This window comes from Marinobacterium rhizophilum (assembly GCF_024397915.1).
Classification (GTDB): domain Bacteria; phylum Pseudomonadota; class Gammaproteobacteria; order Pseudomonadales; family Balneatricaceae; genus Marinobacterium_A; species Marinobacterium_A rhizophilum_A.
In genome coordinates, this window is the sequence record NZ_CP073347.1 from 4,204,383 (window position 1) to 4,223,538 (window position 19,156).

The window sequence follows — 19,156 nt, forward strand, 5'->3', positions numbered from 1 at the left end:
TTACCGAGGCCATCCTTGTTATTCGTTCCATGAACAGGAGATCCACGAGATTGATTATGGTCGCTGTGGGATTTATTTATATAGGAAAAAGTCCTAAAAACTGTTTCATCTTCGATACAGTGTTGCTCGGCCTATCGCTGCTGCAGGGGAAATGGGAGACGAACTGTTACTAAATGGTTACAGCTTGCCCGGGTCGGCTGGCCTGCGCAGACTCGGTTTTGGCTGGCCCAACGGCTCGCTCAATTTGGCCGTGGACATTGTCCCCATGAAACGCATAGACTAGATGCCTTCTTGTCGGGGTGCCTTAAAAAGCACCGGACGCATATCGGTTTGCCGATGTTCTGTCCGGTCATTTGAGGGGCTGAGATTAAACCCGTTGAACCTGATCCGGTTAGTACCGGTGTAGGAAACCGAGATATGTCCCATATACTCTATTCCTCCGTTCTTCTGGTAAACGTCTGGCCGACAGCCAAATTTATCGGGAGTCGATCATGCAGCCGCGTTCTCCGCATGCCTGTCCTATAGCACTGACCATCGCCGGGTCCGATTCGGGCGGAGGCGCCGGAATTCAGGCCGATCTCAAGGCGTTTTCTGCCCTCGGAGTTTACGGTGCCTCGGTTATTGCTGCCCTGACGGCACAGAATACCCGGGAAGTCCGCGCCATCCAGGATGTACCGCCTGAGTTTATCCGCAGTCAGATTCAGACCGTGTTCGATGACCTGGCCGTGGGTGCAGTGAAAATCGGCATGCTCAGCCAGCCTGCGGTTATTGCGGTGGTGGCCGAGGAACTGCAACGTTACGGTGCCCGCAATATCGTGCTCGATCCTGTCATGGTGGCCAAAAGCGGCGACAAGCTGCTGGCTGAGGCCGCCGTCGAAAGTCTGCGTACCCGCTTACTGCCACTGGCTACCATCCTGACCCCCAACCTGCCAGAAGCCGCAGTGCTGCTCGAGTGTGCCGAGCCTGCCGATCGCGACGAGATGATCCTTGCTGCCCGGGCGCTGCTCGAATTCGGCCCGCAGGCGGTGCTGCTCAAGGGTGGGCACTTGCAGGGCCAGGACAGTGCCGATCTGCTCTGTACCCGGGATCAGCTGCTATGGCTGCCGGCACGGCGCATCGATACGCGCAATACCCATGGCACCGGCTGTACGCTGTCATCGGCCATCGCGGCGGAGCTGGCCAAGGGCATGCCGGTGCAGAGCGCCATCGAGAATGCCAAGGCCTATATCAGCGCCGCGATAGCAGCGGCGGACCGCCTTGAAATAGGCTCTGGCCACGGCCCCGTGCACCATTTTCACCACTGGTGGTGACCTGACCGATGCTGGCCATTGACGTGCGCAACGCCAGCCTTGCCTGGCAGGGTCACAGCGTTTTCAGCGACCTGAGCTTCCATTTACCAGCCGGCGAGTGGACCTGCCTGCTGGGGCAGTCCGGTGTGGGCAAGAGTTCGTTGCTGCGTCTGCTGGCCGGGCTGACCGAGCAGATGCAGGTGGGGGCCGATATCGTCGCCAGTGACGGCCAGCCACTGCAAGGGCGAGTCGCCTGGATGGCACAGCAGGATCTGCTGCTGCCCTGGCTCAGTGTGCAGGACAACGTGCTGCTGGGGCCAAGGCTGCGCCGCAGTCGGGTGACGCCGGCCCAGCGCGAACAGGCGCGCTACCTGTTGAGCCAGGTGGGTCTGGCGGGATTTGAGGGGCGTTACCCGGCGGTATTGTCGGGTGGCCAGCGCCAGCGTGTGGCCCTGGCGCGCATGCTGATGGAAGACCGGCCGCTGGTGCTGATGGACGAACCCTTTTCGGCGCTGGATGCGGTTACGCGGCTGAGGCTGCAGGACCTGGCGGCGAATCTGCTGGCGGATCGCACCGTGTTGCTGATCACCCATGACCCGCTGGAGGCGCTGCGTCTGGGGCATCAGGTACTGGTGTTACAGGGCAGTCCTGCACGCTTAACGGCGCCGCTGCGGCCACAGGACGCGCCGCCGCGGGCGGTGGACCAGCCCCAGGTGCTGGAAATGCAGGGGCGTCTGCTGCGCCAGCTGGTGGAGGTGTCTGCGTGAACGCATTACGCAGTCTGGGCATTGCCGCGGGGCTTTGCGGCTTCTGGCAGTTGCTGGTGTGGCTGACCGGCGCGCCGCATTTTATCCTGCCGGGGCCTTTGCGGGTGCTGGAAGCGCTCTACAACAATGCCGGTTTGCTGCTGCAGCATGCCGGCGTGACGCTGGCGGAAATACTGCTGGGCCTGTTGCTGGGGGTGCTGCTGGGACTTGGCAGCGCCCTGACGCTGATCTGGTTCCGGCGTTTGCGGGCCTGGATGCTGCCGGTGCTGGTTATCAGCCAGTCGATACCGGTGTTTGCCCTGGCGCCGGTGCTGATGCTCTGGCTGGGCTACGGCATGGCCTCCAAGGTGGCGATGGCGACGCTGATTATCTATTTCCCGGTAACGGCGGCCTGCTATGACGGCCTGCGGCATGCGCCGGCGGCCTGGCTGGAGCTGGCCCGCACCCTGGGCGCTGACAGGCGTACCCAGCTGCTGCAGATCCGTCTGCCAGCGGCATTGCCGGCACTGGGCTCGGGTCTTCGGGTGGCGGCCTCGGTGGCGCCCATCGGCGCGGTCGTGGGGGAGTGGGTCGGCTCGTCCACTGGCCTGGGCTATCTGATGCTGCATGCCAACGCGCGCATGCAGGTGGACCTGATGTTTGCCGCGCTGCTGGTGCTGTCGCTGATGGCGGTGAGCCTTTATTTTCTGATTGATCGACTGCTGCGGCGCCTGATGCCCTGGCAGTCCGAAACCCTGTTTGACGATGCCCCGGAGGCTGAACAATGAAAACAACAACGCAAAAACTCGGTGCCATCCTGGCCGGCGCACTGCTCAGTGCAAATGTCATGGCGGCCGACAAGGTCACGCTGCTGCTGGACTGGTTTATCAACCCGGATCACGGGCCGCTGATCGTGGCGCAGCAGCAGGGCTATTTCAAGGACCAGGGGCTTGAGGTCGAGATGCAGGAGCCGGCGGACCCGTCCATGCCGCCCAAGCTGGTTGCCGCCGGCAAGGCGGATATGGCGGTGTCCTACCAGCCGCAGCTGCATGTACAGGTGGATGAAGGCCTGCCGCTGAGCCGTGTCGGTACCCTGGTGGCCACGCCGCTGAACTCCCTGGTGGTGCTGGAAAACAGTGATATCAAGTCGATCGAAGACCTCAAGGGCAAGAAGGTCGGCTACTCCGTCGGCGGCTTCGAGGATGCGCTGCTCAAGGCCATGCTGGCGCGCGAAGGCCTGGAGCTGTCGGATATCGAAATGGTGAACGTTAACTGGTCGCTGTCGCCCTCGCTGATTACCGGCAACGTCGATGCAGTGATCGGAGCTTACCGCAACTTCGAACTCAACCAGATGGATATCGAAGGCCATCCGGGGCGGGCATTTTACGTGGAAGAGCTGGGTGTGCCGGCCTACGACGAGCTGGTACTGGTGGTGAACAACAAGGACCGCAAGGACCCCAAGTATGGCCGCTTCATGCGGGCGCTGGAAAAGGCGACCCAGTTTATCGTCAACCACCCGGATGAAGCCTGGACCAGTTTTGTCAGCTACAAGGCGGACCTGGACAGTGAGCTGAACAAGCGTGCCTGGGCCGATACCCTGACCCGCTTTGCATTGCGCCCGGCAGCGCTGGACAGTGGCCGGTACGAGCGAGTGGGTGCCTTTATGCAGGCCCAGGGGCTGACAAAATCAAACCCTGCGGTATCAACCTACGCCTTTGAACCCAAGTAAGACACCGGAGCACTGATGAGCATGTCATTTTCCGAACAGTTGCGCCTCAAGGCCGAACCCTGGTGGAGCGGCGCAGTGGAACATCCTTTCACGGTTCAACTGGGTGACGACAGCCTGGCGGATGCGGTCTATATCCGTTACCTGCTGCAGGACTATGCCTTTGTCGGCACCCTGGCCGATCATGCCGCGCGCAGCATTGCGGCAGCGCCGGACATGGCGGCCAAGGGCGTGCTGGCGGGGTTCCTGGCGGCGCTGACGTCGGCGGAAAATGACTATTTCGAGCGCTCCTTTGCAGCGCTTGATGTCAGCCCTGCGGATTACCGGGCACCGGCGCTGAACCCGGTGGCCCAGATGCTGGCGCGCGAAATGCAGGACGCCCAGGCCTGCGGCTATGCCGACATGATTGTGGTGCTGGCCTGTGCCGAATGGGTGTACCTGAGCTGGGCGCAGCGCGAGGCGCAAAAGACACCGCCAACACGTTTCTGGCTGCGCGAATGGATCGACATCCACGTGCTGCCGGAATTCGAGGCCTTTGTGACCTGGCTGCGGGACCAGCTCGACAGCTTTGGTGATCTGGATGCGGCGGACCGTGCCCGCCTGGAGCAGCGCTTTACCCGCATGGCCTGGCTGGAACAGGCGTTCTTTGATGTGTTGCTGACCGAGCAGGAGTGACTATGTCCGTGTATGAACAGCTCAAAAACGCCGCCCGGCCCGACTGGGATGCCTATATCCAGCATGATTTCGTGCGCGGCCTGGGAGACGGCACCCTGGCGCCGGAGTCCTTTGCCCATTACCTGAAGCAGGATTACCTGTTCCTGCTGCAGTTCAGCCGCGCCTGGGGGCTGGCGGTGTACAAGAGCCGCACCCTGGAGCAGATGCGTTATGCCCAGCAGGGCATCAACGCCATGCTGGATATCGAGATCGGCCTGCATGTGCAGTACTGCGCCGACTGGGGTATCAGCGAAGCCGAGTTGCAGGCGCTGCCGGAAGCGGCCGCCACCGTGGCCTACACCCGTTACGTGCTGGATTCGGGCCTGGCCGGTGACCTGGCGGATCTGCATGCGGCGCTGGCGCCCTGCATTGTCGGTTATGCCGAAGTGGCCCGCTGGCTGCTGGATCAGCCCTGGACCGTGCTGGAAGGCAACCCCTACCGTGCCTGGATCGACATGTACGCCAGTGACGAGTATCAGGAGGTCGCCAGCGCTGAAATCCGCCTGCTCGATGAGCTTTGTGAAGGCATGCCGGCCCGGCGCCTCGATGAACTGAAAAAGACCTTCCACACCGCAACCCGGATGGAAGGGGCCTTCTGGCAGATGGGACTCGATCTGAGCACCTGAATAGATTCCTGAAGTGAAACCATAACCCTGGCCCGCCAATCACAGTGGGGTTGGGGGAGCTATGCCCAAATTAAGCCCAAAACCTGATTTTCACTCATGCTGGCAGGACGCCGGCGCTACACAGACCCAAGAGGATGAGAATAAAATGGCCGAGCAAAACAAGCCTTTCAGTCGTGGAGTCGTGGCTGATGCCGCCTCCGTGCAGCCGTTCCCCAGGTCCCGCAAGGTGTACATCGAGGGCAGCCGACCGGACATTCGCGTGCCCATGCGTGAAATTGCGCTGGACGACACGCCGACGGGTCTGGGTGGAGAGAAAAACGCTCCGCTCTATGTGTACGACACCTCCGGCCCCTACACGGACCCGAATACCGCTATAGACGTGCGCAAGGGCCTGCATCCGCTGCGTGATGCCTGGATTGAAGAGCGTAACGACACTGAAATGCTGGATGGCATGACCAGTGACTACGGCCGCATGCGTGAATCCGATGCGAGCCTGGACGAGCTGCGTTTCGAACTGACCCGCAAGCCGCGCCGCGCCAGGGCCGGTGCGAACGTCACCCAGCTGCACTATGCCCGCCAGGGCATCATCACGCCGGAGATGGAATACATCGCCATCCGCGAGAACATGAAGCTGGCCAAAGCCGAGGCCGAAGGCAGCATGGTTGACCAGCAGCACCCCGGACACAGCTTTGGTGCGAGCCTGCCAAAGGAAATCACACCGGAATTCGTGCGCAAGGAAGTGGCCGAAGGCCGCGCCATTATTCCGTGCAACATCAACCACCCGGAGCTGGAGCCGATGATTATCGGCCGTAACTTCCTGGTGAAGATCAACGGCAACATTGGTAACTCTGCGGTCACCTCCTCGATCGAGGAAGAAGTCGACAAGATGACCTGGGGCACCCGCTGGGGCGCCGACACCATCATGGACCTGTCGACCGGCAAGAACATCCATGAAACCCGTGAATGGATACTGCGCAACTCGCCGGTGCCCATCGGTACCGTACCGATTTACCAGGCGCTGGAGAAGGTTAACGGCGTGGCCGAAGACCTGAACTGGGAAGTGTTCCGCGACACCCTGATCGAACAGGCCGAGCAGGGCGTGGATTACTTCACCATTCACGCCGGTGTCTTGCTGCGCTACGTGCCCATGACCGCCAAGCGCATGACCGGTATCGTCTCCCGCGGCGGCTCCATCATGGCCAAGTGGTGCCTGGCGCATCACCAGGAAAACTTCCTCTACACCCACTTCGAAGACATCTGCCAGATCTGCAAGGACTACGACGTCTCCTTCTCCCTGGGTGATGGCCTGCGTCCGGGCTCGGTGTACGATGCCAACGATGAAGCCCAGTTCGCCGAGCTGGAAACCCTGGGTGAGCTGACCAAGATTGCCTGGAAGCACGATGTACAGGTCATGATCGAAGGCCCGGGTCACGTGCCGATGCACATGATCAAGGAGAACATGGACAAGCAGCTGGAGGAGTGCCACGAAGCACCTTTCTATACGCTGGGCCCATTGACCACCGACATCGCGCCGGGCTATGACCACATCACCTCCGGTATCGGTGCGGCCATGATCGGTTGGTACGGCTGCGCCATGCTCTGCTACGTCACGCCCAAGGAACACCTGGGGCTGCCGAACAGGGATGACGTCAAGACCGGTATCATCACCTACAAGATCGCGGCCCATGCCGCCGACCTTGCCAAGGGGCACCCGGGTGCGCAGATCCGTGACAACGCCATGTCCAAGGCGCGCTTCGAGTTCCGCTGGGAAGACCAGTTCAACATCGGTCTGGACCCGGACACGGCCCGTGCCTACCACGACGAAACCCTGCCGAAGGAGTCCGCCAAGGTGGCACACTTCTGCTCCATGTGCGGGCCCAAGTTCTGCTCCATGAAGATCAGCCAGGAAGTGCGTCAGCTGGACGACAGCCAGATTGCCGCCATCAACCTGGAAGCGGAATCGGGCATGCAGCAGAAGTCCGAGGAATTCCTGGAAACCGGCGGCAAGATCTATCACAAGGTGTGATCTCTACACCTGAGTGACTACAAAGGCCGGCAGTCTGTAAAGATTGCCGGCCTTTTTGTTGCTAATACGCGAAAATGGGCAAGCACTGCCGAGTCGTCAGTCGCCCAGCGGCTGGCTGTCGTCGTGATCCCGGTACGCCACCAGGTGGTGCTTGATGCGGCGCACGTTCTCCAGTGCCCGTTCGCCAATGGCGATGGCAAGCTCGGATGCCAGCACATCGATTACCGCCAGCAGGGCATAGCGCGAGGCGGTGGGCTGATTCACGAAACTCTTCTCTTCGGGGATATCCACCGGCAGCAGAATATCCAGGTGGGCACAGAGGGGGGCGTCGGGCCGGGTCATGCCGATCACGGTGGCGTCGTAGCCGCGGGCGATATCGCAGGCGTTGGCCAGGTCGGCGAAGCGCCCAGAGGTGGAGATGGCGAGCAGGACATCACCTTTCTTCAGTGTGGCGGCGACCATCTGCAGCATCTGACTGTCCTGGTAGGCGTTGACCGCCAGACCGAGTCGAAACAGCCGGTGCTCGACATCCTGCGCCACTATGGTGGAGCCGCCGCCGCTGCCGAACACGGCAATGCGCCCGGCGTGCTGCAGGGCACTGACCGCCTGCTGGATGGTTTCGCTGTCCAGCAGCGCCAGCTGCATTTCCAGTGCCTGCTGGGCGCGGCGTACCACCTGCTCGGCGGCTTCCGAATGGCTGCCGGACGAGGTCTGACCCGCCAGGAAACGCACCCCCACGGCGCGGGCCTGGGCCAGGTGAACCTTGAACTCGCGCAGGTTCTTGAACCCCAGCTTGCGGCAGAACCGCGTCACTGTCGGCGTGCTGGTATCGGACCACTGTGCCAGTTCGGTGGTACTGGCGTGGACCGCGCGATCGACGTCGGACAGGATCACTTCGGCCAGACGCTGATCCGCCTTGCTCATGGCATTGGTATTGTCCTTGAGCGCGGACACTATATCGGGGGCTGCCGGTGGCGTCATGATGGGGTTCACCCTTCCTTGATAGTCAGCATTGGGTCAGTAGCGCGCCGCCGCACCGGGTCTGAAAACAATGCGCTGGAGTATAACACCGCATCACAAACCCCCGCGAGCCGGGGCCTGAGCCTGGATGGCGCCACCCAGGCCCGGACGAGGCGGATGTTACTGCGGATCCCTGTAGGCCGTAACGTCGATTTCCACCTTGGCGTCTACCACCAGCGGTGACACCACGGTGGAACGTGCCGGCGGGTGGCCCTGGAAGTACTCCTTGAAGACGCCGTTGAAGCTCCAGAAATCCCGCGGGTCGTCCAGCCAGGCATTCACCTTGACCACGTCTTCGAGCCCGTAACCGGCTTCTTCCAGTATGGCTTTGACATTCTCGATGGCCTTGCGGGTCTGGGTCACGATACCGCCTTCCACCACTTCTCCATTTTCCAGCGCGACCTGGCCCGAGACAAACAGAAAGCCACCGGCCTTGGTGGCCTTGGCGAAAGGCAGTTCCTGGCCACCGGCACCCTGACCTGCAAGACGGAATCGTTCGATAGGCATAAATGTACTCCTGAATAAATTATGAAGAAAATCTTCTCTTTTTTAAATTTACAGTTGATTTTTACCCTGTTCGAGGTCATATTTCAATCACAAAGTGAAGATTGTATTCATAAATAACAAAAACAGAGGGCTCCTTATGGGCAGGTGTCACCGGCTGAGCAGCAGGCTCAGTGGCAGAATCAATCTGCTGAATCAGAGGGTTGTCGGGGTGCTGATGGCCGTGCTGTTACTGGATGTGTGGATTGCGGTACTCGATCGCTACCTGCTGCAATGGCAGATCAGCTGGGTCGAGGAGCTGGCGCGCTACATCATGATCTGGGCGATCCTGCTGGCGGTGCCCTGCTGCACGGCGGGGCGTGAACATATAGGCCTGTCGACGGTGGTGCAGCATTTGCCGGCGCCATTGCAGCGCGGCCTGCGCATCCTGGTGGATCTGCTGTCGTTGCTGTTTTTCGGCTACCTGGCCTTTTCCGGCACGGAGCTCGTGATCAAGGGCCTGCAGCAGGTCTCCACGGTCTTCGGCTTGCCCATGGCTTATCCCTACGGCGCGATTCCGGTGGCCTTCGGCCTGGCGGCGCTGCAAAGCCTGCTGGCGCTGCTGCGGGACTGCGGCACGGATACGCTGGAGCCCGCCGCTGACGCGGAAAAGGCACTGCAGCTGCAATAGTAGTGTCTGCCTGTGCAGCGCTGCGGCGCCAACACCTGGAGGCCGCAGTGACCCCTAACAACAATACAGAGGAGTGACGCAATGACGATCGCCCTGATTCTGGTGGTACTGCTGATTATCGGTACCCCTGTAGGCATCGCGCTGGGCCTGGCGGGTCTGGCCGGCATGTTTAGCATCGGCGGGCTGCATTTTGCGTCCCTGGCGCCGGCCAAGGTCTTCAATGGCCTGAATATATTCCCGTTCCTGGCCATGCCGTTCTTTATCCTGGCCGGCGAAATCATGAACCATACCGGCATCACTTCCCGCCTGGTGCAGTTTTCCCAGGCGCTGGTGGGGCATTTTCGCGGCGGACTGGCGCATTCCAACATGGTGGCATCGGTATTCTTTTCCGGTATCACCGGCGCGGCCACGGCTGATGCCGCCGCCTTTGGCCGCACCCTGGTGCCGGCGATGGTGGAGCAGGGCTACAGCCGACCCTATGCCTGTGCCGTGACGGCGGCGGGTTCCATCATAGGCCCGACCATTCCGCCATCCGGCCTGATGGTGGTGTACGGCTCCCTGATGGGGGTTTCCATCGGCGGCCTGTTCGCCACCGGCATTCTGCCGGGCCTGCTGATCTGCCTGGTGTGCATGGCCATTATCGGCGTATTTGCCAAGCGCAAGAATTTGCCCAAGGCGGCCCAGCGCGCCTCGCTGCGTGAGCTCCTGGGGCATTTTCGCGGATCGCTGCTGGCGCTGCTGATGCCCATGATTATCCTGGGCGGCATTGTCAGCGGTATCGTCACGCCCACCGAGGCCGCCTCTGTTGCCGTGGCCTATGCCCTCTTTATCGGGGCCGTGGTATACCGCAACCTGAGCGTCGCGGCGCTGTTTCGCATGCTGATCAGTACCGCGCAGATCTCGGCGGTGATTTATCTGATTATTGGGGCAGCCTCGATCTTTGGCTGGTGGCTGAGCTTTAACCAGATTCCCCAGCTGATTGCCACCTTTATCGGTCAGCTGTCGGACAACCCCGGCGTGATCCTGCTGCTGATTATCGGGCTGTTGCTGGTGGTGGGCATGATCATGGATATCAACGCCATGCTGATTATCCTGGCGCCGGTGCTGGTGCCCCTGACCGAGCAGATCGGCATGGACCCGTTGCACGCCGGTATCATCTTCGTACTGGCGCTGAATATTTCGCTGATGACGCCGCCGGTGGGCGCCTGCCTGTTCGTGCTGTCATCGGTCACCGGCGAGCGGCTGGAACGCATATCCGCCGAGTTGATGCCGTTTCTGATCGGCCAGCTGGTCCTGCTGATGTTTCTTGCCTTTACCCCTGAAGTCACGCTCTTCATCCCGCGTTTGCTGGGTTACTGAGCCGGCTCGAACCCTGCGGCTACGGCCATTTATCCACCTGAAACCATAGAGAGACTGTCGATGAAAAAAATAATCACCTCCATCGCCGCCACATCCCTGCTGGCCACTTTGGCCGCCATGCCCCAGGCGGCCAGCGCCGAAAAGGTGCTGCGCTTCGCCCACGACAACAAGGCGGACATGATGGAGAACCCGGCCCATGCCTTCACCGGCGTGTTCAAGAATATTGTTGAAGCCGCCAGCAATGGCGAGATCAGGGTCGAGGTCTACCCCAGCAATCAGCTGGGCTCGGCCAAGGAGCATATCCAGATGGTACGGGACGGCCAGATCCAGGGCACCTTGTCTTCTACCGGCGCCCTGGCGGGCTACTACCCCCGCATCGGCGTGCTCGATGTGCCCTTTGCCTTCAACAGCAATGCCTCCACCTACGAGGTGCTGGACGGCAGCTTCGGCAAGGCGCTGGCGGGGGATATCGAATCCAGCCTCGGCGACGTCAGGGTACTCGGCTTTCCCGATACCGGTGGTTTCTTCTCGGTCACCAATTCCAAGCGGGCGATCAATACGCTGGAAGACTTCAAGGGTATTCGCATTCGCACCATGACCCTGCCGACGCACCAGAAGATCATCCAGTCCCTGGGTGGCGAGGCCTATCCACTGGCCTGGGGCGAGGTTTATTCCTCCCTGCAGACCGGCGTTATCGATGGCCAGATGAACCCGGTGCCCACGGTGACCTTCGCCAAGTTTGACGAGGTGCAGGAATACCTGACGCTGACCAACCATCTGTTTGCGCCCTATACGCTGATGCTGAACAAGGCCTTCTATGACGGTCTGACCGACGAAGAACGCAAGATCATCCACTTTGCGGCCCAGTCGGGCATTGTCGCCGGCAGAGGCCTGTCCCGCGTGATCGAAGCCTCGGAGCGCGGTCTGGAGGGGCTTAAAAAGACCATGAAGGTGAATGCCCTGTCGGCGACGGAGCGCGAACGTTTCCGCGAGGCGACCCAGCCGGTGGTGATTGAGGAGATTCGCCAGTCGCAGGATGACAAGGGTGTCGAGCTGCTGGATCTGTTCCTGAGTGAAACGCAGCAGGCCAACGGCAAGCTCTACCTGAACTAGACAGGCTGTTGAATAGCTATCTGCGTTGCTATAGCGGCGTTAAAAATCGTCTCAAGTCGGTCACTTAGCGGCCATAAACGCCCTCCATTCGACGATTTTTCGTCCGGGCGGCGCGCCGCTTGCGCTAGCGGCCTCGCCAGCGCTTTCAACAACCTGACAAGTCCCCAGGCCCCGGACCTGTGTTCGGGGCCAACCTCTCGAGGTGTTTTATGCGAGTTTTTGTAGCCTCACTGGCCACCGAGACCAATACGTTTTCGCCGGTCTTCACGGATCTGGCGTCATTCAAGGAAAGCTTCTATGCCGCGCCCGGCGACCATCCGGCCACGCCAACCCTGTGCAGCGCACCCTTTATCGCCTGTCGCGAGAAAATCCCGGCGCTGGGCTGGGAACTGATCGAAGGCACCGCCGCCTGGGCCGAGCCCGGTGGCCTGGTGAACCGCAGTACCTACGAGCTGTTGCGCGATGAAATACTCGGGCAACTCAGCGCCGCCCTGCCGGTCAATGCGGTGATCCTGGGGCTGCACGGCGCCATGGTGGCCGATGGGTATGACGACTGCGAAGGTGATCTGCTGGAACGGGTGCGTGCTTTGGTGGGGCCGACGGCGACCATCGCCGCCGAGTTCGACCCCCACAGCCACCTGACGGCCAAACGGGTTGCGCAGGCGGATATCCTGCTGGCCTTCAAGGAGTTTCCCCATACGGACTTTGTCGACCGTGCCCGGGATCTGGTGGATCTGGCGGTGCGCCATGTGAAGGGAGAAATCAAGCCGACGGCAGCGGTGTTCGACTGCAAGATGATCGAGGTGCTGCCCACAAGCCTTGAACCCATGCGCAGCTTCGTGGACCGCCTGCATCAGCTGGAGCAGGCACCGGACGTTTTGTCGATCTCGGTGATTCATGGCTTCATGGCCGGCGATGTACCTGAGATGGGCACCCGGTTGCTGGTCATTACCGACAATGACCAGGCCCGCGCCGACAGCCTGGCGCAGTCACTTGGCATGGAGCTGTTTTCCTTTCGCGGCAAGACGCGCCCGCCCTATATCGCCCCTGAGCTGGCGATCGCAGAGGCCCAGGCGTCGTCGCGCCAGCCCGTGGTTATCGCCGATGTCTGGGACAACCCCGGCGGCGGTGTGGCCGGGGACTCGACCCTGGTACTGCAGAAAATGCTCGAGATGGGGGTGACTGATGCGGCTGTAGGCACCATCTGGGACCCGATGGCGGTACGCTTTTGCGTGGCTGCGGGAGAGGGGGCCAGGATCAGGCTGCGTTTTGGCGGCAAGGCCGGGGACAATGCCGGCGCCCCCATGGATGCCTGGGTGGATATCCGCAAGGTGGTGCACGATGCCGTGCAGAGCTTTGGTGACAGCGTAGTCCCCCTGGGGGACAGTGTCTGTATACGCCTTGCCGATACGGCCATCGATGTGGTGCTCAACAGCAACCGTTCCCAGGCTTTTTCACCGGACCTGTTCAGCAACCTGGGTATAGACCCTGCGGCCAAGCCGATCCTGCTGATCAAGTCGACCAACCACTTTTACGATGCATTCGCTGCCATCAGCCAGCACATTATTTACTGTGATGCGGGGGGGCCTTATCCGAGTAACCCCGTCACCAGCCACTATCGCAAGATGACCCGGGCGATCTGGCCGATTGTTGAGAACCCCCACGGTCTTGCAGGCGATGTGATGGAGCGAAGCTGATGCTGCATCCGCGATTTATGACAGCGGGTGGGCCGGCGCACCACCGTATCCGCAGCAGCAACCCGGTCACCAGCAACTATCGCAAGATGACCCGCCCGATCTGGCCTATTGTGGATAATCCCCATGGGATGGTGGGCGACACGCAGGAGAAAGGCTGATGCTGCACCCGCGATTTAAGCCCGCGCGATCTGGCCGATCATTGAAGATCCCCATGCGCTCACCGACGACACACTGGAGAAAAACTGATGCTGTATCCGCAACTTGATACCCCCTGCGTGCTGATTGACGAGGCCATACTGGAAGCCAATATCCGGGGTTTCCAGGCCTATTGCGATGAGCACGGGTTGCCGGTGCGCCCCCATATCAAGACCCACAAGTTGCCCTGGGTCGCGCGCAAGCAGCTGGACGCCGGGGCTATTGGCATAACCTGCCAGAAGGTGGGGGAAGCCGAGGTTTTCGCGCAGGCGGGATTTGACGACATCCTGATCAGCTACAACATCCTTGGTAGCGCCAAGTTGGCCCGGCTGCTGCAGCTCGCAGGCCAGGTTAAATCGCTGGCGGTGGTGGCTGATAGCGAAGCCGTGCTGCAGGGACTTTCGGCGGCTTTTGCTGACAGCGGACGAACCCTGGATGTGCTGGTGGAGTGCGATACAGGTGCCGGTCGCTGCGGCGTGCAAAGCCCGCAGCAGGCCACGCAGCTGGCGGCGCTGGTTGCAGCTTTGCCGGGGCTGCGCCTGCGCGGTCTCATGACCTACCCGGCGGCGCATAGCGAAGCCGTAGTACAGCAATGGTTCAGTCGGGCGGCTGCGCTCTGTGACGCCCAGGGCCTTGCGCTCGAGGTGTTCAGCAGTGGCGGCACGCCCAGCATGTGGCACGCGCACGAAGCCCCCATCGTCAATGAATACCGCATTGGCACCTACGTGTACCAGGACCGCTCCCAGATGGCTGCCGGCGCGTGCAAGGAAGCGGACTGTGCCCTGACGGTGTTGACCACCGTGGTCAGTGTGCCGGTGCCAGGAAGGGTCATTGTGGATGCGGGCAGCAAGGCGCTGACCTCGGACCTGCTGGGGCAGGACGGTTATGGACAGGTGCTGAGGTATCCACAGGCGCGTGTGACCGGGCTCAGTGAAGAGCACGGGGTGCTGGATTTCTCGGGCTGCCACCAGGCGCCGGTGGTGGGTGAGCGGCTGCAGATTATTCCCAACCACGCCTGCCCGGTCTCCAACCTGTTTGACGAGGTGCATTTCTGCCGCGACGGCGAATTTCTTCGAACCGAGCAGGTTCAGGCGCGCGGCAAGGTCTGCTAGGAGGCTTCATGGATAACCAGGTTTATGACATTGTTGGGCTCGGTGAGACGCTGCTGCGCCTGACGCCGCCTAAGCTTGAGCGCCTGGATCAGAGTGCGGGCTTCGATGTGCAGGTGGGCGGCTGTGAGTCGAATACCCTGAGTGCCATGGCGCGCCTGGGATTCAGCTGCGCCTGGCTGTCACGTTTGCCGGAAAGCGAACTGGGTGACCGGGTGCGGCAGACGTTGCGCCAGCACAATGTCGATGTGCAGCATGTCTGCCCCGGGGGCGATGACCGCATGGGGCTGTACTTTTACGAGCCGGGGCGGGCACCGCACCTTAGCCAGGTGATCTATGACCGTGCCGATTCGGCCATGGCCCGCATGACGCCTGCCGACCTGCCGACCGCCTTGTTCCAGCCGGGCAGGGCGCGCCTGTTTCATACATCGGGTATCACGCTGGGGCTGTCGGCATCGGCCAGTGCGACGGCACAGCAGGCGCTGAAACTGGCCCGCTCGGCGGGTATTCCCTGCAGCCTGGATATCAATTTTCGCCAGCGGCTCTGGTCGGCCCGGCAGGCGCGCCAGTGCCTGGAGCCCCTGCTGGGGCAGCTGGAGCTGCTGCTGGTGGCGGAGCGGGACATTCAGGCGTTATGGCCCGAAGCCTGGGATGCCAGCTCCCCTGAGGCGACGCTGCGGCGCTTTCAAGGCTTTGCGCCGAACAGTCTGCTGGTCATGACGCGCGGCAGCGCCGGCGCGACCCTGCTGACACCGGCGGGTGAGCTGTACCGGGTGGATGCGTTTGTGGCCCGGGAAGTGGAACGCCTGGGCGGTGGTGATGCCTTTGCCGCCGGTTTTCTCAGCGCCTGGCTCGAGGGCAAGGATTACCCGCAGGCCCTGCGCCAGGGTGCCGCGGTGGCGGCCTTCAAATATGCCACGCCCGGTGATATCGCCTGGATCAATCGCCGCCAGCTCGAACGCCTGCTGGCGGATCCTGCGGCGACAGAGCTGTGCCGCTAGCCGGCTTCTGACGGTCTGATGCCGTTGGCCCGGCTACACTGTTGGCATCTTGTGCAGTCGGTGGGCCTGGCCATGAAAAATATTATTATCGGAATGCTGCTCGGGGTCATTATGGGTGGTGCCGGCGGCTTTGCGCTGGGCATTTTCGCCTTCCCGTATCTGTTTCCGCCACCGCCGCTGAACGAGACGGTGGCGCACCTGGATACCGGCGAGCGGCTGGCCCGAGGCCGCTTTATCCATGCCAATCCATCAGATCCCGTGCACTATGGCCGGGGTGGGGTCAGTGTCTACCCGGCGCTAGTGCACCTTGAAGCCGACTTCGAAGTGGGTCCGGGGCCCAAGTACCATGTCTACCTGGTACCGGGAGACGTTACCGGGGATACGGCGGTCGAACAGACGATGTTCGTGGACCTGGGGCGCCTGAGGGCCTTCAGTGGCAGCCAGAACTACCCGATTCCGGCCGGCGTGGACCTGGCCGACTTTCAGAGTCTGGTGATCTGGTGTGAACAGTTTGGGGTGCTTATATCACCGGCACGGCTTGAAGTGCCCTAGACAGGCTGTTGAAAAACTACCTGCGTTGCTATCGCAGCGTTAAAAACCGTCTCAAGTCGGTCATTTATAGGCCATAAACTCCCTCATTTCGACGGTTTTTCGTTCGGGCGGCGCGCCGCTTGCGCTAGCTGCCTCGCCAACGCTTTTCAAGAACCTGCCAGGCAGGCGGGGTCAGCGCAGCCATTGCCGAAATGCCGGACTCTGCTGCAGGCTTTTCAAGCTGATGCTGTAACTGTCGCCGTCCTCGGTATGGCGCAGGCGCATCAGTTGATAGCCGTTGTCGGGACTGAACCAGAGAAGGGTTTCCTGGCTGGGGTCGCTGTCCCGTTTGCGCAGGCGCAGGTTGTCGAGGGGTTGCCCGCCCAGCTGCAGGGTTTCCCTGCCATCAATCTCGAAACGGTAGTCCTTGAGCTTGCTGCGGCTCACAAAACGGTAGTGGTAGTCGCCGCTCTGGCGGGCCAGGTCCTGCTGCAGCTTGAGCTGGTACAGCAGGGGGTCAAGGGTGCCAGGTGCAATACTGATGGCGCGCTGCCCCTTCTTGTCGGCGAAGATCACGCTGTCGCCAGCCTCGTTGAAGCGCAGCTCGTACTGGCGTGAAATGCCCAGTACGGACTGATTGTAGCGGTACAGCTGCGGTATCCAGCGCCCGCTGGAATCGCGCCTGAAGGTGCTGCTTTCCTCGATACGCGCAATGGCGCCCCTGGCACGGGATTCGAACTGATAGCGGTTGGTGCCCAGCGGCTTGAGTGTACGTTCCAGTGTTAGGTCAAACCCCTTGTACTGGGCACTGTAGCGGGTATTCAGCAGTGGCTCGGCAGCCTGGGCGCTGCCTGCAAAGAGCAGGGTGAACAGCAGCAGGGGGGCAAGACGTTTGTACATCCCATGGTCCTCGAAGACGTTGTATTAGCTATACCTCGGGACCAGTGTACGGCAAATGAATGTCGGCGGGCTTTCAGCCTGTTTTCACCGAGCCTGCCTAGACTGGCGGCACGGCTGATGACACACAACTCCTGATGAGGTGAATAGGATGAACAAGCAGCATTTTCCTGGTGCCGCGGTACGCAGTGGACTTTTCGCGCTGGCGCTGGCGCTACCATGGGCAGCGCAGGCTGATGAGCCCCAGGTGATCCACCTGACCCAGACAGGCTGCCAGTTCGTTGAAAGCGAAAATGGCATGGATCATGGTTACAGCACCAGCAGCAAGGCGGACTGCGAGGCCATCAATGCGCAATCCGGCGAGGAACGCCTGGCGGGCGCCAAACCACTGGAGCTTGAGCCGGGTCGCTATATCTTCAGGGTCAGTAACGAGAATGTGCCCTATGAACTGGGGTTCTGGTTGCGTGGCGCAACCCTGGTGGATCGCGCCCTGCTGCCCAGTGTCTCGGGCGGTGGCCTGGCCCAGGGCACGACCCGGGACTACGAAATCGAACTTAAGCCCGGCGAGTATCACTATTCGTGCCCGCTGAACCCGACACCAAATTACAGTCTGGTGGTAAAAGGCTAACCCGCGCGTTCCATTCATCAGCGCTAGATTGGATGGGGCTATACGAAAAGTATCTAAGAAAGGTCGGTATCCGCTGCTATATTTGCACTGCAAAGAAAATTCGGTAAAAACTGAAATATCGCAATCTAGGCTTTGCCGATTGTTACGTTGTCTGCCAAGGGCAGCAATACGCAAACGCTGGAGAAAGGCGCAGGGATAGGCAACGGTTCTGCTGGAGAAACCGGTTATTGTCTGCATGATTGCGACAGGGATGTCGCGGTTTGTGCTAAACCCCTGGCAACTGCTGTCAACAGACCTTGTTTGAACTCGGATGACTCCCCCTCTTGCAGGACACCCAATCCCCTGGCTTGCGTCTTTCTGGATGGTGTCTGGTTCCCGAACGCGCTATTGCCCTGCGCGGTAACTTATCCACCGGCCTGATTCTCATGATTTGGTCGTAATGTGTGCGGGGGCGCTGGGCAGCGCGGCGGGCTCAGTGCTAGGCTGCGCGCTTTCGGGCTGATACGGATTTCGAATTCCCATGACGGACTTACTTGGCTGGCAGTATGCCCTGATCGGGCTGATTTTTGTCTGGAGCGGCTTTGTACGCTCGGGGCTGGGCTTTGGCGGTGCGGTGCTGTCGCTGCCGTTCCTGCTGTTGATCCTGGACGAGCCGCTGGTGTTCCTGCCGCTGATCGCGGTGCACCTGCTGGTGTTCTCCAGCCTGATCGCCTGGCAGGGGTATCGCCGCAACCGGCGCGAGCCCGCGGCGGCCGGTGGCGGCAATATCGACTGGGTCTACCTGAAAAGCTCGCTGAAAGTCATGATTATCCCCAAGCTGGTGGGGGTCTTCGGGCTGCTGACGCTGCCGGGGGATATCATGACAAGCATCATCTTTGCCATCGTCATCGTTTATGCCGTGGGTTATGTGCTGGACCGGCCCTTTCGCAGTAACAACCCCTATGTGGACAAGCTGTTCCTGATACTGGGCGGCTATGTCAGTGGCACCTCGCTGATCGGTGCGCCACTGATCGTGGCGGTGTATGGCACCCACGTGGCCAGGCATCAGCTGCGCGATACCCTGTTCGTGCTCTGGTTTATCCTGGTGGTGATCAAGATGACCTCCTTCCTGATCGCCGGCGTCGATCTGCAGCTGATTCATCATCTCTGGTTGCTGCCGTGCGCTTTTGTCGGTCACCTGATCGGCGAGCGTTTTCACCGCACGCTGCTGAAATCCGAGACGCCGCTGTTCTTTCGCGTGCTGGGCGGCGTGCTGATCCTGGTCAGCCTGATGGGCATGGCACGGACCTTTGGCCTGTTGTAAGA

At 61.1% G+C, this 19,156-nt stretch carries 20 protein-coding genes and 1 riboswitch; of the genes, 17 read left to right on the plus strand and 3 right to left on the minus strand.

Going from position 1 to position 19,156, the window contains the following annotated elements; all coding sequences use genetic code 11:
- Positions 1–285: 285 nt before the first annotated feature.
- A riboswitch (TPP riboswitch) is annotated at positions 286–427 on the plus strand.
- A 64-nt stretch (positions 428–491) separates the two neighbouring features.
- The 7 genes from thiD to thiC all read left to right on the plus strand — a co-directional run bounded on the left by thiD (position 492) and on the right by thiC (position 7,127).
- The gene (thiD, locus tag KDW95_RS18970; protein WP_255853343.1) at positions 492–1,310 is read left to right on the plus strand and encodes a bifunctional hydroxymethylpyrimidine kinase/phosphomethylpyrimidine kinase; all 819 of its coding nucleotides are present in this window, start codon (positions 492–494) and stop codon (positions 1,308–1,310) included.
- Between the two features lie 8 nt (positions 1,311–1,318).
- Positions 1,319–2,056: an ABC transporter ATP-binding protein gene (locus KDW95_RS18975; RefSeq protein ID WP_255853344.1), complete on the plus strand. Its 738-nt coding sequence runs from the start codon at positions 1,319–1,321 to the stop codon at positions 2,054–2,056.
- Positions 2,053–2,823 carry an ABC transporter permease gene (locus KDW95_RS18980; RefSeq protein ID WP_255853345.1) on the plus strand — a complete coding sequence of 257 codons (771 nt, stop codon included), beginning with the start codon at positions 2,053–2,055 and terminating at the stop codon, positions 2,821–2,823. Before KDW95_RS18975 ends, KDW95_RS18980 begins: the two co-directional genes overlap by 4 nt.
- Positions 2,820–3,764: an ABC transporter substrate-binding protein gene (locus KDW95_RS18985; RefSeq protein ID WP_255853346.1), complete on the plus strand. Its 945-nt coding sequence runs from the start codon at positions 2,820–2,822 to the stop codon at positions 3,762–3,764. The genes KDW95_RS18980 and KDW95_RS18985 overlap by 4 nt, the downstream gene beginning before the upstream one ends.
- A gap of 15 nt (positions 3,765–3,779) precedes the next feature.
- Complete coding sequence (locus KDW95_RS18990; RefSeq protein WP_255853347.1) at positions 3,780–4,436, plus strand: TenA family protein; 657 nt, start codon at positions 3,780–3,782, stop codon at positions 4,434–4,436.
- A gap of 2 nt (positions 4,437–4,438) precedes the next feature.
- Entirely contained in the window at positions 4,439–5,101 is a 663-nt protein-coding gene (tenA, locus tag KDW95_RS18995) for a thiaminase II (RefSeq protein WP_255853348.1), read from the plus strand.
- A gap of 145 nt (positions 5,102–5,246) precedes the next feature.
- The gene (gene thiC / locus KDW95_RS19000; RefSeq protein WP_255853349.1) at positions 5,247–7,127 is read left to right on the plus strand and encodes a phosphomethylpyrimidine synthase ThiC; all 1,881 of its coding nucleotides are present in this window, start codon (positions 5,247–5,249) and stop codon (positions 7,125–7,127) included.
- A 96-nt stretch (positions 7,128–7,223) separates the two neighbouring features.
- Here the strand turns inward: thiC and KDW95_RS19005 are convergent, their stop codons facing one another.
- Together KDW95_RS19005 and KDW95_RS19010 are read right to left on the minus strand one after the other, a co-directional pair.
- On the minus strand, positions 7,224–8,108 hold the full coding sequence (locus KDW95_RS19005; RefSeq protein ID WP_067293130.1) for a MurR/RpiR family transcriptional regulator: 885 nt from the start codon (positions 8,106–8,108) through the stop codon (positions 7,224–7,226).
- Positions 8,109–8,267: 159 nt separating this feature from the next.
- Complete coding sequence (locus tag KDW95_RS19010) at positions 8,268–8,654, minus strand: RidA family protein (protein WP_255853350.1); 387 nt, start codon at positions 8,652–8,654, stop codon at positions 8,268–8,270.
- 214 nt (positions 8,655–8,868) lie between these two features.
- On the opposite strand from KDW95_RS19010, the gene KDW95_RS19015 reads away from it, so the two are divergent.
- From KDW95_RS19015 to KDW95_RS19050, 8 genes are all read left to right on the plus strand, one after another.
- Positions 8,869–9,321: a TRAP transporter small permease gene (locus KDW95_RS19015; protein ID WP_255853351.1), complete on the plus strand. Its 453-nt coding sequence runs from the start codon at positions 8,869–8,871 to the stop codon at positions 9,319–9,321.
- Between the two features lie 81 nt (positions 9,322–9,402).
- Positions 9,403–10,680 (plus strand): TRAP transporter large permease, encoded by a 1,278-nt coding sequence (locus KDW95_RS19020; protein ID WP_255853352.1) that lies wholly within the window; start codon positions 9,403–9,405, stop codon positions 10,678–10,680.
- Between the two features lie 60 nt (positions 10,681–10,740).
- Positions 10,741–11,793 carry a TRAP transporter substrate-binding protein gene (locus KDW95_RS19025; protein ID WP_255853353.1) on the plus strand — a complete coding sequence of 351 codons (1,053 nt, stop codon included), beginning with the start codon at positions 10,741–10,743 and terminating at the stop codon, positions 11,791–11,793.
- A 209-nt stretch (positions 11,794–12,002) separates the two neighbouring features.
- Positions 12,003–13,490, plus strand: coding sequence for a M81 family metallopeptidase (locus tag KDW95_RS19030; RefSeq protein ID WP_255853354.1), 1,488 nt, complete (start codon positions 12,003–12,005; stop codon positions 13,488–13,490).
- Positions 13,490–13,648, plus strand: coding sequence for a hypothetical protein (locus KDW95_RS19035; RefSeq protein WP_255853355.1), 159 nt, complete (start codon positions 13,490–13,492; stop codon positions 13,646–13,648). The genes KDW95_RS19030 and KDW95_RS19035 overlap by 1 nt, the downstream gene beginning before the upstream one ends.
- Before the next feature lie 87 nt (positions 13,649–13,735).
- On the plus strand, positions 13,736–14,797 hold the full coding sequence (locus KDW95_RS19040; protein ID WP_255853356.1) for a D-TA family PLP-dependent enzyme: 1,062 nt from the start codon (positions 13,736–13,738) through the stop codon (positions 14,795–14,797).
- 8 nt (positions 14,798–14,805) lie between these two features.
- Positions 14,806–15,795, plus strand: coding sequence for a sugar kinase (locus tag KDW95_RS19045; protein WP_255853357.1), 990 nt, complete (start codon positions 14,806–14,808; stop codon positions 15,793–15,795).
- A gap of 72 nt (positions 15,796–15,867) precedes the next feature.
- Positions 15,868–16,347, plus strand: coding sequence for a DM13 domain-containing protein (locus tag KDW95_RS19050; RefSeq protein ID WP_255853358.1), 480 nt, complete (start codon positions 15,868–15,870; stop codon positions 16,345–16,347).
- Between the two features lie 171 nt (positions 16,348–16,518).
- Here the strand turns inward: KDW95_RS19050 and KDW95_RS19055 are convergent, their stop codons facing one another.
- Positions 16,519–17,226 carry a DUF3108 domain-containing protein gene (locus tag KDW95_RS19055; RefSeq protein ID WP_255853359.1) on the minus strand — a complete coding sequence of 236 codons (708 nt, stop codon included), beginning with the start codon at positions 17,224–17,226 and terminating at the stop codon, positions 16,519–16,521.
- Between the two features lie 148 nt (positions 17,227–17,374).
- Between KDW95_RS19055 and KDW95_RS19060 the strand changes: the two genes are divergently transcribed.
- Both KDW95_RS19060 and KDW95_RS19065 read left to right on the plus strand, forming a co-directional pair.
- Entirely contained in the window at positions 17,375–17,851 is a 477-nt protein-coding gene (locus tag KDW95_RS19060; protein WP_255853360.1) for a hypothetical protein, read from the plus strand.
- A 520-nt stretch (positions 17,852–18,371) separates the two neighbouring features.
- Positions 18,372–19,154, plus strand: a complete 783-nt coding sequence (locus KDW95_RS19065; RefSeq protein ID WP_255853361.1) for a TSUP family transporter — start codon at positions 18,372–18,374, stop codon at positions 19,152–19,154.
- Positions 19,155–19,156: the final 2 nt, after the last annotated feature.